This is a genomic window from Actinomadura decatromicini (assembly GCF_008121305.1).
Classification (GTDB): Bacteria; Actinomycetota; Actinomycetes; order Streptosporangiales; family Streptosporangiaceae; genus Spirillospora; species Spirillospora syzygii.
On sequence record NZ_VSRQ01000003.1, the window covers coordinates 367,471 to 381,231 of the forward strand.

General features: G+C 72.8%; 13 protein-coding genes. 8 read left to right on the plus strand and 5 right to left on the minus strand.

Annotated features, from left to right (window positions below; all coding sequences use genetic code 11):
• Positions 1-27 precede the first annotated feature (27 nt).
• Positions 28-354: a ferredoxin gene (fdxA, locus tag FXF68_RS15530; protein WP_067890974.1), complete on the minus strand. Its 327-nt coding sequence runs from the start codon at positions 352-354 to the stop codon at positions 28-30.
• A gap of 109 nt (positions 355-463) precedes the next feature.
• On the opposite strand from fdxA, the gene FXF68_RS15535 reads away from it, so the two are divergent.
• Positions 464-721, plus strand: coding sequence for a putative acetyltransferase (locus FXF68_RS15535; RefSeq protein WP_187437939.1), 258 nt, complete (start codon positions 464-466; stop codon positions 719-721).
• A 7-nt stretch (positions 722-728) separates the two neighbouring features.
• Here the strand turns inward: FXF68_RS15535 and FXF68_RS15540 are convergent, their stop codons facing one another.
• The gene (locus FXF68_RS15540; RefSeq protein ID WP_148759753.1) at positions 729-1,844 is read right to left on the minus strand and encodes a hypothetical protein; all 1,116 of its coding nucleotides are present in this window, start codon (positions 1,842-1,844) and stop codon (positions 729-731) included.
• A 111-nt stretch (positions 1,845-1,955) separates the two neighbouring features.
• The gene (locus FXF68_RS15545; RefSeq protein WP_187437940.1) at positions 1,956-2,810 is read right to left on the minus strand and encodes a polysaccharide deacetylase family protein; all 855 of its coding nucleotides are present in this window, start codon (positions 2,808-2,810) and stop codon (positions 1,956-1,958) included.
• A gap of 189 nt (positions 2,811-2,999) precedes the next feature.
• Here FXF68_RS15545 and FXF68_RS15550 point away from each other — a divergent pair, with 189 nt between their 5' ends.
• Both FXF68_RS15550 and FXF68_RS15555 read left to right on the plus strand, forming a co-directional pair.
• Positions 3,000-3,806 (plus strand): class I SAM-dependent methyltransferase, encoded by an 807-nt coding sequence (locus FXF68_RS15550; RefSeq protein WP_148759757.1) that lies wholly within the window; start codon positions 3,000-3,002, stop codon positions 3,804-3,806.
• Positions 3,807-3,836: 30 nt separating this feature from the next.
• Positions 3,837-4,502, plus strand: a complete 666-nt coding sequence (locus tag FXF68_RS15555) for a hypothetical protein (RefSeq protein ID WP_148759758.1) — start codon at positions 3,837-3,839, stop codon at positions 4,500-4,502.
• A gap of 12 nt (positions 4,503-4,514) precedes the next feature.
• On the opposite strand, the gene FXF68_RS15560 is transcribed toward FXF68_RS15555, so the two are convergent.
• On the minus strand, positions 4,515-6,446 hold the full coding sequence (locus FXF68_RS15560) for a TNT domain-containing protein (protein WP_246178720.1): 1,932 nt from the start codon (positions 6,444-6,446) through the stop codon (positions 4,515-4,517).
• A gap of 145 nt (positions 6,447-6,591) precedes the next feature.
• Between FXF68_RS15560 and FXF68_RS15565 the strand changes: the two genes are divergently transcribed.
• Positions 6,592-7,788: an alpha/beta hydrolase family protein gene (locus FXF68_RS15565; protein ID WP_148759760.1), complete on the plus strand. Its 1,197-nt coding sequence runs from the start codon at positions 6,592-6,594 to the stop codon at positions 7,786-7,788.
• On the opposite strand, the gene FXF68_RS15570 is transcribed toward FXF68_RS15565, so the two are convergent.
• Positions 7,772-8,728 (minus strand): zinc-binding dehydrogenase, encoded by a 957-nt coding sequence (locus tag FXF68_RS15570; RefSeq protein ID WP_148759762.1) that lies wholly within the window; start codon positions 8,726-8,728, stop codon positions 7,772-7,774. The genes FXF68_RS15565 and FXF68_RS15570 overlap by 17 nt on opposite strands.
• A 170-nt stretch (positions 8,729-8,898) precedes the next feature.
• On the opposite strand from FXF68_RS15570, the gene FXF68_RS15575 reads away from it, so the two are divergent.
• The 4 genes from FXF68_RS15575 (at position 8,899) to FXF68_RS15585 (ending at position 13,637) form a co-directional block, all read left to right on the plus strand.
• The gene (locus tag FXF68_RS15575; protein WP_187437941.1) at positions 8,899-9,483 is read left to right on the plus strand and encodes a hypothetical protein; all 585 of its coding nucleotides are present in this window, start codon (positions 8,899-8,901) and stop codon (positions 9,481-9,483) included.
• Positions 9,477-10,274, plus strand: a complete 798-nt coding sequence (locus FXF68_RS42360) for a hypothetical protein (protein WP_187437942.1) — start codon at positions 9,477-9,479, stop codon at positions 10,272-10,274. The genes FXF68_RS15575 and FXF68_RS42360 overlap by 7 nt, the downstream gene beginning before the upstream one ends.
• Positions 10,271-12,019 (plus strand): serine/threonine-protein kinase, encoded by a 1,749-nt coding sequence (locus FXF68_RS15580; protein ID WP_187437943.1) that lies wholly within the window; start codon positions 10,271-10,273, stop codon positions 12,017-12,019. The genes FXF68_RS42360 and FXF68_RS15580 overlap by 4 nt, the downstream gene beginning before the upstream one ends.
• 139 nt (positions 12,020-12,158) lie before the next feature.
• Positions 12,159-13,637, plus strand: a complete 1,479-nt coding sequence (locus FXF68_RS15585) for a hypothetical protein (RefSeq protein ID WP_148759768.1) — start codon at positions 12,159-12,161, stop codon at positions 13,635-13,637.
• Positions 13,638-13,761 lie beyond the last annotated feature (124 nt).

Here is a 13,761-nt window from a genome sequence, read left to right on the forward strand (position 1 = left end):
GACGCTCCAGGCCCGGAGGCCCGCCGGTCAGTCGTCCTGGCTCTGCGGCGGGAGCGCGGCGACAATCGGGTGGTCCTTGTCGATCTTGCCGACCTTGGAGGCGCCGCCCGGCGAGCCCAGGTCGTCGAAGAACTCCACGTTGGCCTTGTAGAAGTCCTTCCACTGGTCAGGCGTGTCGTCCTCGTAGTAGATCGCCTCCACGGGGCACACCGGCTCGCACGCACCGCAGTCGACGCACTCGTCCGGGTGGATGTAGAGCATGCGCTTGCCCTCGTAGATGCAGTCGACCGGGCACTCCTCGATGCATGCCTTGTCGAGCAGGTCCACGCAGGGCTGCGCGATGACGTAGGTCACGTCGGTGACTCCTCTCGGATTTCCGGCCCCGCCGCACGTCACGGCTCACCGCAAGCTCGCTGTGAATAGTATGGCGGCCACGGCGTCGTCGATTCGACATGGGGGTCACTTGTCCGGGCGCTTCGCCGCACGACTGGTCGTGACGATCAGCGTCGCGGACGTGGGTCAGCGGATCTCGCTGCGCCGCCGGCTGCCAACGGGAGAGTACAGCGACGTCGTGGGCGTCCTCGAATCGTGGTCCGGCGGGACGCTGCGCGTCCGGCGGCGGGACGGCGAGGTGGTCGACGTCCCGGAGACGATCATGGTCGCGGCGAAGGTCGTGCCGCCCCGGCCGCCGCCGCGCCGCCGTCCGCGCGACGACGGCTGACCGGCGGTCAGCGGATCTCGATCCGGCTGATCGCGCTCCGGGCGAGCGCGGTCGCGACGGACACCGACCGGTCCGCTGGGCGGTTCGCGTCATACCGGACTTGGATCAGCACGTTGCCGCGCCGCACCACGAGCCGGACCGCCGCGGCGCCGTCGCTCCGGTCGACCACGACGCTCCGCCACGCCTCGTCGCCGAGGCCCGCGACGTCTCCCGTGGTCACCGCCCACTCCTTGGGGCGGGCGGAGAACTGCCGGGCGGAGTCGGCCTCGAACTGCCGGGCCCTGGCGTACTCGTCCCCGATCTCCTCGGTGCCGCTGGACGAGCCCGTGCGCCGTTTCAGCTCCAGCTCCAGGGAGAGGGTCCGGCCGTCGGCGTCCCGGTAGCGGCAGTCGGACGAGGCCGAGTACGTCCAGTCGCGGCCGTCGCTCTCGGGCCGTCCGGCGGCGGGCAGCACCAGCCGCGCGGTCGCGGCGTCGGCGACGGCGCAGGCGCGCGGCAGCTCGACGGCCTCGTCGACGCCCGGCCACCACGTCTCCAGCCAGGGCCGCCAGAGGAACGTTCCGGCGCCCAGGAAAACCGCGATCATCACCCAGTAGGTGACGCGGGCGGAGCGGTGCACGTTGTCGGTGAGCCGCAGCTCGCGGGGCGCGGCGAGGGCCCGCATCGTCCGCAGCGTCTCGTCGAAGGCCGGGTCGCGGGCGAGCAGGCCCTCGCGGGGCGCGGCCAGCATGGTCCGCCTCACGGCGTGGCCGCGCACCGTCACGACGCGGCCGAACAGGGTCGGCGTCACGGTCATCTCGTCGATCTCGGACCACACGAGGCGCCGCGTCCTCCCCACGAGCCGGTTCCGGACGCCGCCCGCGTCGGCGTCGGTGCGTCCGCGCAGCAGCTTGAGCACCATCGCCGCGAGGAGGACCAGCCCGACGATCAGGGCGTTGCCGAGGAGGAACAGGCGGAACTCGCCGAAGATCCGCACCTCGACGACGGCCGCGAGGACCAGCAGCGGGACGGCCCACACCAGCGGGCGGCGCGACGGCCGCAGCGACAGGGGCCGCGGCCGCGCGGCCCCGTCCCCGCCTTTCTGGTCGTCGGTCGTGCCGCGATCGGCGGGCGGGACTGCCATGTGCGTCTCCAGGGGGTCGGGAGCCAGGGAGCCAGGTTCGCGCAAAGCCCCTGAGACGCTCCACCGGAAGGCGCGGTTCAGGCGTCCGGCGGTCGGATGCGGCCCGTCACGTCACGGGCTCGCCGATGCGGCGGGCGACGCGGAAGGCGAATTGGAAGACGAATTGGAAGGCGGGGTGGAAGGCGACGCCGCCGCGGCCTTGGCCGGTTGGGTCCGCTGGGTGTAGGTCTGGCCGGGCTGGAGCGGCTGCCCCTGGAACATCTCGGACACGGTGACGAACGTGAAGCCGCGCTTCTTGAGTCCGTCCACGACCTTCGGGATGGAGTCGACGCTCGGCTTGTGGATGTCGTGGAAGAGGACGATCCCGCCGCTCGCGGGCTCCTTGATCCCGACCTTGGTGTCGCGGGCGACGCTGCGGTAGCGCCAGTCGAGCGTGTCCACGCTCCAGAGGATGAGCGGCATCCCGATGGCGCGCCCGACCTGCTTGTTCGTCGCCCCGTACGGGGGCCGCATCAGCGTCGGCGTCACCCCCGAGACGCCCTTGATCGCCGCCTGCGTCCGCTGGATCTGCGACCGCAGCTCCCCGGACGACACCGAGGTCAGGTCGGGATGGGACCAGCTGTGGTTGGCCAGTTCGTGGCCCTCCAGCGACATCCGCTTCACCAGGTCCGGGTGGGCGCCGACGTTCTCGCCCAGCATGAAGAACGTCGCGCGGACGCCGCGCCCCTTGAGCGTGTCGAGCAGCCGCGCCGTGTATGGGCCGGGGCCGTCGTCGAACGTCAGCGAGACGCACCTGGTCCGCAGGCAGTCGATCTTGCGCGGCGGCGGCGGGGCCGGGGCCGCCGGTTTCCCGTGCTTCAGCTCGGCGTGCTGGCCGGCCGTCCGCGCCTGCTTCTTGTCCGCGTGGCCGCAGCCGGCGATGAGCAGGAGTCCCGCACCGATGATGATGAATTTCCTGTTTCGCACCACGCACCCCCGAAACGTGTTGCCTCGGGCGGCTTCCTACCCTGCGTCACAGTGGTGACACACGTCGTCATGGTCCGGTTGGCGGTCGGCCGGGCGCCCCGGGCGGAAGGTCCCCGGAATGGGATTCCGGAACGTGGAGTGACGGGGGAAGCCCGCCGGGGTTAGGGAGATGTCCGATAAATTGTGACAGTGAACTGGGCCGTGACGACGTACGACTCCGCCTTCGGGTACGTCTCCGCGCACGGCGCCCCCCTGGTCGACCTGCTCGATCCGCAGCCCGGCGAACGGGTGATCGACCTCGGGTGCGGCACCGGGGCGTTCAGCGCGGAGATAGCCGAGCGGGGCGCCGAGGTGCTGGGCATCGACGGCAGCGCCGAGATGGTCGCGCAGGCGACCGCGATGCACCCCGGGCTGTCGTTCGTCGTCGGGGACGCCCACGACTTCATCGTCGGGGACTCGTTCGACGCGGTCGCCTCGAACGCGGCCCTGCACTGGATGACCCGCGACCCGGACGCGGTGATCGGCCGCGTGCACGCCGCGCTGCGTCCCGGCGGGCGGTTCGTCGGCGAGCTCGGCGGCGCGGGGAACTGCGCGGAGCTGGTCGTCGCGATGCAGACCGCCTGGCGCGTGTTCGGCCTCGGCGAGCCCGAGCTGCCCTGGTACTTCCCGAGTCCCGCCGAGTACGCGACGAAGCTGGAGGACGCCGGGTTCACGCTGCGGCTGCTCGAACACGCCGACCGGCCGACCCGGATGACCGAGGGGCCGAACGGCGCCGCCGACTGGGTCCGCGCGTACGCGGCGCGGGCGCTCGCGGACGTCCCGCCGGAGCTCGTCGACCCGCTGCTCTCCCGGGTGAACGACCTGGCCGCCCCGGCGCTGCGCCGCGAGTCCGGCTGGGTCGCGGACTACGTGCGGCTGCGGTTCGCGGCCGTCCGCAAGCCGGACGGGGCCGCGGTGCCGCCGATCGGCGCGATGCCGTCCGACCCGCCGCTCTGAGCGCCCCGTCGGCCGCCTAGGGTTTGAGGCATGCTGCGGCTTCACGACGCGCGCACCGGGCGGGCCGGGCCGCTGTCCGGCGGTCCCGGGCTGCGCGTCCAAGTGCTGGACGGCGGGCTCCGCGCCCCGGTGATCGCCGACCTGCTGCGCCGGGTGGCGGAGCGGGCCGGGCGGCGCGGCGTCCGGGTGACGAGCGTCCCGTCGTCGGTCTCGGATCAGTGGGCCGACCACGGCATCGCGCCGTTCGAGGTGGTCGATGTTCCGCTTCCGGACGCCGACGTCTATGTCGGCGGCTCTGGGGACCCGGCGGGTCTCTGGCTGGACGTGCCACCGGAAGCGGTGGGCGGCGGGGCTTTCGGTGACGCGCTGGCGGTGCGGCTGGCGGTGCTGGAGGTCCCGTACCGGGAGCCGCTGGAGCTGTCCGGGGCGCGGCCGGCGCGGGCCGCCGAGCGGCTGGGCCGGTGGCGCGGGCAGGTCGCGGAGTGGGCGACGTCGCCGGGACGTCCGATGAACCGCGCGTACGCGACCGAGGCGGAGGCGGCGCTGGCGGACGATCTCGACGCGCCGGGCGCGCTCGCCGTCCTCGACCGGCTCGCCGCCGACCCGGACGTGCCGCCGGGCGCGAAGCTGGAGACGTTCATCCACGTCGACCTGGTGCTGGCGCTGGGGCTCGTGTCCGCGATCGGAAGCGCCTGATCAGGCGCCGGTTCAGTGCTCGGTGACGTCGGTGAGGACGCCTTCGGCGAGCAGGTCGGCGATCGAGCGGCGGAAGACGTGGGCCGTCCCGCCGCCCGGCTGGCCGAACCACGGGACGGCCGTGCCGGTCAGCGTCTCCACCGGGCGCAGCAGCCGGTACACGCGGTACGGACGGTCCTGCCACTCGGCCGGCAGCGACCGGTAGGGATACGGGGTGCGCGCCGCGTAGGTGACGTTGCCGTCCGATCCTCCGTACCGGTCTACTTCCGTCCCTGCGGGGAGTTCCACGACGTGACGGTCGCGCAGTAGGGAGAGCGGGGGTTCGCCCTTGAGCGGCTCGAATGGACCGTCCTCGACGGTGTGGCGCGGGTCGAGGAGGAGGCGTCCGAGGAGGTGGGCGGCGGCCTGCTCGGCGTCGTCGAACGCGACCTCCTTGCGGCGTTCGCCGTCCCGCATCTGGAACACCGCCCACCGTTCGCCGTCTGGGACGAGGCACCAGACCCCTTCTGCCGTCTCCTTGATTCGGTACGTGGCGCGATCCACCCGGAGCTGGTCGAGACGGTGTTGAAGGGTGTGCGTCCAGTCGGGCTCTGCCTCCGTCCGGACGCGCTCTGGGACGGACCGTCCCGTCACGGCGGCGTTGGCGGTGTCCATGGTGTCGTCGTCGACGGCGGGCAACTCGAACCCGTTGGCGCGTATGTGCGCCACCAGTTCGGCCTCTGGCGGGATGTCGTGTTCCTTCAGGTAATAGGCCACCGCGCCTGACCAGACCCACGTCCCGTCGGTGTGGAATGTCAGCGGGACGGCATCGCCCCTGGTCGGGTCCAACCGGTCGGGCGCCTTCGACCGTGCAGCCATGACGACTGGGCCCCGACGCAGGTACTCGGTGACACGCTCGACCTCGTCCGGCGGGACGGGCGGGCGCGACACGGCGGGACGTCCGCCGTCCGGCGCCGCGTGGTCGAAGATGCGCGCACGCCGCAGGCCGGTGCCGGGGTCGGTGCGCGGCTGCGCGATCGTGGCGGGCGGCGGCGGGCGGTCGGCGATGGTGTGCGGCGGCGGGCCGCCGAGCCGCCGCGTCATCCATTCCGGAACGTCGTCCCGGGGGAACCGGTCGAGTTCCCGCCGGATGTCGTCCGGCGACGGCTCCGAGTTCCAGCGCGGTTCGTCGTCGTTGGTGAAACTCGCCCTGCACCGCACGGTCCCGTCCTCATACACGACCTCGAAGTCGATGCGGAACCAGGTGGACCCTTGGAATGCGTGGGTGCCCGCGCGGAGCCGGTCGAGGAGGGCCCCGGCGGCGGCGGGGCGCGTCCACGTCGTCATGGTGCCGTCCGCCCGGCTGCACATCATCGCGGGGAACTCCACGTGCCCGCCGACCGCCTGGTAGTAGCCGAACACCTTCCGCCACAGCGGCGGCGCATGGTCGGCGACCACGATCGTGACCTGGTTGGACAGCAACTCCATTTGCTCGACCGGATTCATCGGTCCTGGGTCGGGCGCTGGGGGTTCCGTGGGCGCGCGTCCGTCCAGCCGGTCGCGGAGCCAGGGCGGCATGTTCGCGCCGTCCCTTGGCAGGACGATCTGGTCGCGCCGCCAGCAGTCCGCCGGGATGGGCGGGTCCCACATCGGGTCGAAGTCGTAGTTGTAGAGCGCGCACGCGGAATCGGGCTCGACGATGGCCACCATCGAGAACCAGGTCCCCTGCTCAGACAGGTAGTGCGCCCGGCGGAGGTCCATCAGCAGGGCGGTCAGCTCCTGCGGGACGGTCTCCGCCGTCACCGTCTCGCCCTCCCCGGTGAGCACGGTCAGGGCGACGTCGTTGACGGCGACGGTCGCGATGCAGTGCAGGTCGATCCGCCGCCAGCCGGGCGGCGCGGTCCGCCGCGCGAACTCGACGACCCGGCCCTCCGCCTCCGCGATGCGCTCGTTCTCCCCCGTCACCCGCTATGCCCCGTCACGCCGTGCGTCCTCCCCGTGTCACGCGACCCGTCTGATGGCGTCTGCCGGGCAGATTAGCCGTATGAATCCAGATATTGGGGGTTGACCGGGGCGTTGGCGACGTTCAGCGGCGGTTAACGTTCGTGTCGTGTCGACCGTAGCCTCAGATTCACCTGTCCCCGGGACGCCCGGGGCGCCGTCCCCGGCGCGACGGCGCCGACGCCGCCGCGTCCGCGCGCTGATCGCGGCCGCCGTCGCGATCATGGTCCTGCTGTGCGCGGTCGTCGGCGGGATCGGCTGGTACTTCGCGGGCGTCGCGACCCAGGTGGACCATTCCGACGAGTATCCGCTCACCGTGGCGGACGTCGCGAACGGCACCGTCACGCTGCCGCGCGAGACGTCGACGGAACGTCCGGGGACGTGGGCGCTCGCCTGGAAGGGCGGCCGCGCCCTCCTCGGCCCCGTCGTCAGCCGGGACGGCGACCACGTCGTCCGCAAGGTCGCGTCGGTGACGCAGGGAACCCTGACCAAGGGGACGCACGCGAACATCGACCACTGGGTATGGGGTGACGACCCCAAGAAGTCGCTCGGTCTCGACTTCCAGAACGTCACCTATCAGTCGAAGCTCGGCCCGATGCCCGCGTGGCTGGTGCCGGGTGGGCCGACCCAGGGCACGTCGACCAAGGGCACATGGGTCATCGGCGTCCACGGACGGAACGCGGACAAGCTCGAAACGATGCGTGCCATGCGCGCCGTGCACGCGCTCGGACTCCCCATGCTGTCCATCGCGTACAGGAACGATGTGGGTGCGCCTCCGTCCCCCGACCGGAAGAACCATCTCGGCGACACGGAATGGAACGAGGTCGTCTCCGCCATGGGGTACGCGCGCGCACACGGCGCGACCGGTGTCGTTCTGTACGGGTGGTCGATGGGCGGCGCAATGGTCATGACGGCCCTTCGCAAGGACCCGTCGTTCGTGCGGGGCGTCGTCCTCGACTCCCCCGTCATGGACTGGAACGCCACACTCGACAAGCAGGGCTCCGCGCGCAGCCTGCCGCCCTTCCTCACGGACGTGGCGAAACACGTCCTGCAATGGCGGATCGGGATCGACCTGTCGGACTACGACCAGCGCCGGTACGCGCCGAAACTGCGGACACCCGTCCTGCTCTACACCGCGAAGGACGACGGGACCGTCGCGAACGGCCCCGCCTTCACCTTCGCCAGGACGGCCCCACCGGGAATGGTCACCCACGTCAAGGCGGACGGCGGCCACACCGAGGCGTGGAACGTCGACCCGGCCGCCTACGAACGCGCCCTCACGACCTTCCTCAAGACGGTCGGGTGACCTCCAGCAGCGTCTTGCCGACGGTCGTCCGCGCCTCGATGGCGGCGTGCGCGGCGGCCGCGCCGTCCAGCGGGAAGCGCTGCCCGATCACCGGCCGGAGGCGTCCGGCGGCGGCCTCGGCGAGCGCGCTCTCCGTGAACTCCCGCAACTCCTCGGGCGTGGCCGCCGGGCGGACCAGCGTCACTCCGCGCTCCGCCGCGTCCTCCTCCTTGACGTCCGCCCACTCGCCGCTCGCCAACCCGAAGCTGACCATCCGGCCACCGCGCCTGAGCAGCGTGAACGCCTCGCGCGCCACGTCCCCGCCGACGCCGTCGAACACCACGTCCACCGGGCCGACCTTCCCGGCCCAGCCCGGCTCGCGGTAGTCGGCGGTCTCGTCCGCGCCCAGCCGCACCGCGACCTCCGTCTTGCCCGGCCCCCCGGCCGCCGCGACGACCGTCGCGCCCGCCGCCTTCGCCAACTGGACGAGCAGCGTCCCCACCCCGCCCGCCGCGGCCTCCACCAGCACCCGCTCTCCCGGCCTGGGCTGGGCGGCGCGGAGCATCATCGTCGCCGTCCGGCCGTCCGCGAGCAGGGCGACCGCGTCGTCGAGCGGCAGGCCGTCCGGCACCTCGAACACCCCGGCCGCGTCGACGGCGGCCAGCTCCGCGTACCCGCCCGTACCTCCGGTGGACGTCACGACCCGGCGTCCGACAAGCGCCTCGTCCACGCCCGGCCCGACCGCCGTGACGACGCCACCGACCCCGTTGCCCGGGACGACCGGCGGCTCCCATCGCATCGGTATCGGACTCGTCCCCGACCGCACCTGCGTCTCCACGAACGTGATGTTCGCGAACTCCACCGCCACCAGCGCCTGCCCCTCGCCCGGCACCGGATCGGGCGCGTCGCCCGCCTCCAGCACCTCCGGCCCGCCGAACTCCCTCAACCACACAGCACGCATTCAGGAACCCCTTCGATCACGCCTTCCACGGGAAGCGTGCTACCTCAAGCCTGGTAGAGGTCAAGCCGTTCCCAACGAATCCCTTTTCTCGTCACACGCATCTCTGTAAGCTTTCGCGCGTATTCCGCCCCGTTGTCGGCTGCCGCTCAGGGATGGCGATGCGCGCCCGGTTGGTTCTCCCCCCTCGGCTGGGATCCCACCGCGCCGACCGGCTGCCCGCCGTCCTCGCCCTCTGCGCCCTCGCGGTCGCGGGGTGTGGCTCGTCGCACTCGTCGTCCGGCGGGGAACTCGCCCCGAACGGCTCCTTCGACACGGGCGCGGCCCCGTCCCAGGCCGCCGCGGCGCCGTCCGCGATCCCGACGGAACGCCTCTTCAAGACCGTCCTGAAGCGCTACCGCGACTACCAGGCCGCCTACAGGAAGGCCTACGAGACGAACGACCCCGCGGCCCTCCCCGCCGTCGCCATGGACCCCCTCCTCAGCGAGGTCACCCGGGACGTCGAGGCCACCAGGGCCAAGGGCGAGATCTGGCGCTTCGCCAACACGTTCAACCCCCGCGTGTACGCACGCGCCACGGACAACACGAAGGTCTACGTCATCGACTGCGTCCGCACCCTCGCCGCCTACCGCTTCTCCGCGACGACCGGCAAGCGGACGGGTGAGCTCCCGGGCGGGACCTATGCGTACCGGGCCACGGTCCAGTACGACTCCGGCGTCTGGAAGGTCGCCGCGAACGTCAAGGACCGTCCATGCTGACGACCGGCAGGGAAGGACACGCGATGCCCCCGCACCCCCGCACCCGGCGCCGCGCGGCAGCCGCCACCATCACGGCGACCGCGTTGGCCATCCCCTTGGCGGCCGCCGTTCCCGCGCAGGCCGCGCCCTGCCACAAGACGGGCACCGGCGGCACCTGCAACCTGGTCATCCGCGTTCCCGGTGGAGGCGGAGGCGGTGGCGGCGGCGGATCCGGAGGCAACACGGGCGGCGGTCCCGTGCTGCCCCCGCCGCCCGAGGGCCTGACCCTGGACGAGGCGCAGGGCTTCGTGCCCGCGCCCGGCGGTCCCGCGCCGCTCCAGGCGGCGCCCACCGCCACGGCCGACCTCGTCCTCCGCGCCCGCGCGGCGACCGAGTTCCCCGTGCCCGTCGTGCACACCGCCCCCAAGGACAAGACCTACGTGGCCCTGCAGACGTCCCTGTGGGTGGACGGCTACCACGACGTCGCGACCGAGCCGATCAAGGAGGGCGCGCAGACCGTCCAGTTGACGGGGAAGGTCCAGGAAGTGGTCTGGAACCTGGGCGAGAAGCAGATCGAATGCAAGGACGGCGGCACCGAGGACGGCAAGACCTGCCACTACGCGTACACCCGGTCGTCCGCCGGCCAGCCGGGCGGCAAGTATCAGATCACCGCGACCATCAGGTGGACGGTGAGCTGGAAGTGCGACGGCGCGGACTGCGACGCGGGCGGGGGCAACCTCGACGACCAGACCATGACCTCGGTTCCCTCGCCCCTCGTCGTGAGCGAGATCCAGACGAACACCGGACAGTGATCCCGCCCGGGCACCGCCTCCCCGGATTCGTCGAGCTGGCGGAGCTGGGGACGGGCGCGCAGGGCGTGGTCGTGCTCGCACGCCACGAGTCGGGCGGCCCGCCGGTCGCCATCAAGTACCTCGCCGCCGAGTCACTCGGAGACGCGGCGGCGCGCACCACGTTCCGCGACGAGGCGCAGATCCTCCGCCGCGTCGTCGACCCGCATGTGGCGCGCCTGCTGGACTACCGGGAGTCGCCCTGGGGCGCGGCGATCATCCTTGAGGCGGTGCCGGGACGTCCGCTCCGCAAGGTCCTGGACGAGCGCACCGACCCGCTCACCCCCGAGGCCGCGCTCGCGACGCTGAAGGGCTCGCTGCTCGGGCTGGCGGCGGCGCACGCGGCCGGCGTCGTCCATCGCGACTACAAGCCGGGGAACGTCCTCGTCCAGGACGACGGGCGGAGCAGGCTCATCGACTTCGGCATCGCCGTCCTCGCCGGTCGCGGCGGCCTGGCCGGGACGCCCGCGTACATGTCGCCCGAGCAATGGGCGGGCGGCCCCGCCACCCCGGCCACCGACCTCTACGCCGCGACCTGCGTCTTCGTCGAGTGCGTCACGGGCGAGAAGCCCTTCCGCGGCACGACGCTCGCCGAGTTGAGGGCCGCGCACACCGAGGGCCCGGCGCCGCTGGAGGGCGTCCCGGACGCGCTCCGGCCGCTGGTGCTGCGCGGGCTCGCCAAGGACCCGTCCGAGCGGATGCGAAGCGCCCACGAGTTCGTGAGCGAGGTCGACGCCGCGGCCGCCCGCGCGTACGGCCCCGACTGGGAGCGGCGCGGACTGGTCGCCCTCGGCGCGGTGGCGGCGACGGTCGCGACGGCGATTCCGCTCGGGATGCTGGGGGCGGCGCTCCTCGCCCCCGGCGCCTCCTCGACCGCGACGGGCGCCGGCGTCGCCGGAGCGGCGGGCCACGCCTCCGGGGGCCTCGCGCAGGGGGCGGCGGCCGACACGGCCAAGGGCTTCCTCGGCAGGCTCGGCGGCAAGAAGGTCGCGACCCGCATCGCCGCCGGGGCCGGGTCCGCCGCCATCGCGGCCTGGTTCTTCCTGCCCGACCCCGGCCCCGGCGTCGGCGGGACGAGCCACGCCGGCGTCCACGCCTACTTCACCAAGCCCGGCGTCCTCCTCGGCCAGGCCGCCCTGCCTCCGGTCGAGACCCCGTACATCGACCTCAAGTACACGCTCACCCCGGTGCGGGCCAAGCCCGGGACGGAGGTGCGGCTCGTCGAGGAGTTCCGGGCGCGGACGCCCGGCGGCGTCTACTACCCGCCGGGCGGCGGCGGACGCCAGTGCCTGGGCGAGAAGGCGAAACCTCCCAAGACCCACTGGTACAAGTGGGGCATCGGCCTCGACGACGAACAGCTCGGCGTCGACGGCTCGGCGTTCCTGGGCTTCTACCGGATGCCTCCGATGCAGCGGAAGGACCTCCCGCAGCGGACCGGGGACGCGACCGTCCTCCCCGTCACGAGCGAGACGAAGGGCGAGCAGCAGCCGTTCGTCCAGGCGGAGTGCGCCATCATGAGCCGCTGGACGACGACGTACGTCATGACCCTCCCCGAGCGCCGCCTCCTGCGGCCGGGCAGGTACCTGGTGACCCCGCGCGTCCCCATGAAGATAACGACGACGGTGCGGGAGAAGACCCCGATCCCGCCGGAGTCCGCGGGGGCCGCCATCGAGGGGACGCTGCCGGTGCTCCAGGTGTCGGGGAGCTGAGGGGGTCGGCGGGGCGCTGGTAGGATCGCGGCCGATGCGTGGGCGGTGGGAGTGGCCGCTCCCCGCCCCGGCGTGACGCGGCCGATCCCAGGTCGGCGCAGGATCCTGTCCGCCCGCACGTCCACAGTTAGGGTCCCCGGTGTCGTTCTTCCCGCTGGCCGTCCGCCGTCCCACGGCCGGGTCCGTGCTGGCCGCCGTCAAGGGGAACCGGCTGTTCACCGCGGTGCTGGTGGCGGGCGTGCTGCTGCGCGTCGTCGCGATGCTGGGGTTCCGCGGGGTCCTGTGGTTCAACGACAGCTACGACTTCGTGCGGATCGCGGACGACCCGTTCCCGCATCCGCTGCGCCCGTCCGGTTACGGGATCTTCCTGTGGACGCTCAAGCCGTTCCACAGCCTGGCGCTGGTCACGGCACTGCAGCACGCGGCGGTCGTCGGGCTGGCGGCGGCCGGGTACCGGATGCTCGTCCGCGACTTCGACGTGCGGCGGCCGTGGGCGGCGGCGGCCGTCGCGCCGCTGCTGCTGGACGCCTACCAGCTCGAACTCGAACACCTCCTGCTGTCGGACACGCTGTTCACCGTCCTCGCGCTCGGCGCCATGCTGGTCCTCGCGAAGCCGGGCGCGACGGGCTGGCGGCGGGCCGCGCTCGTCGGGACGCTCCTCGGCGTCGCGGCCGTGACCCGCACGGTCGGGGTGCCGCTGTTCCTGATCGCGGTGGTGTACCTGGTGGTCAGGCGGACGCGCTGGCCCGCGTACGCGGCGCTCGCGGTGACGTTCGCGCTGCCGGTCGGCGCGTACGCGACCTGGTACCAGCAGGAGCACGGCCGGTTCGGGATGACCGGCGTGGACGGCATCTTCCTCTGGGGCCGGACGGCGGCGTTCGCCGACTGCGACGCCCACACGCCGCCCGCCGACCTGGCGAGCCTGTGCCCGCACGGGCCGAAGGACGACCGGCCCGCGTCGTCCCACCAGATCTGGGAGGAGGGCTCGCCGACCGGGTGGACCAACGGCGGCGCGTTCGACCCGGACACCAACGCGCGGGCGCAGCGGTTCGCGTTCTGGGCGATCCGGAACCAGCCGCTCGACTACGCGAAGGTCGCGTCGTACGACTTCTTCGTCCGGACGTTCGCGTGGCATCGCAGCCGGTACCCGACCGTGGGCACCGAGGCGCGCTACCACTTCCCGACGAAGCCGACCGCGCGCAAGCCCGAACTCCCGGTCTACGGCGGCGGCACCAGGCGGACGGTCGTGTACGAGTACTCGCACGGCACCGGGCGCACCCACATCGTCGAGCCGTACGCGGGTTTCCTGCGCGACTACCAGGAGCGGGTCAGCGTTCCGGGGACGGCGCTCGGGCTCGTCCTGCTCGCGGGCGCGGCCGGGATCGTGTGGCGGCGGGCGCGCGCGCGAACGGCCCTGTTCTGGTCGTCGGCCGTGATGCTGCTGGCGATCCCGCCCGCCACGGTGGACTTCGACTACCGCTACCTGCTGCCCGCCCTGCCGTTCGCGTGTTTCGCGGCGGCGGCCGCGTGGGGGCGGCGGGTGCCGTCCGGACGGTCGAAGGCCCCGCCGAAGGAGACCCCGGGCGAGAAGGAGCCCCAGCCCGCCGCCGCCCCCTGAGTAGGGGAACTGAGGAGCAACGCGGATTCCGGCGCGTCCTGAATATCCAAGGACGGCGTGCGGGTCGTCGTCCGGACGTCCGGCGCCGCGTCGGCCGGCCTGTCCGGCGATACGGTCACGGTCC

Coding starts and splice junctions, on each gene's coding strand:
- FXF68_RS15555 (WP_148759758.1), top strand. CDS start 3,837: ATGCTGCGGCTTCACGACGCGCGCACCGGGCGGGCCGGGCCGCTGTCC.
- FXF68_RS15540 (WP_148759753.1), bottom strand. CDS start 1,844: ATGGCAGTCCCGCCCGCCGATCGCGGCACGACCGACGACCAGAAAGGC.
- FXF68_RS15570 (WP_148759762.1), bottom strand. CDS start 8,728: ATGCGTGCTGTGTGGTTGAGGGAGTTCGGCGGGCCGGAGGTGCTGGAG.
- FXF68_RS42360 (WP_187437942.1), top strand. CDS start 9,477: ATGCTGACGACCGGCAGGGAAGGACACGCGATGCCCCCGCACCCCCGC.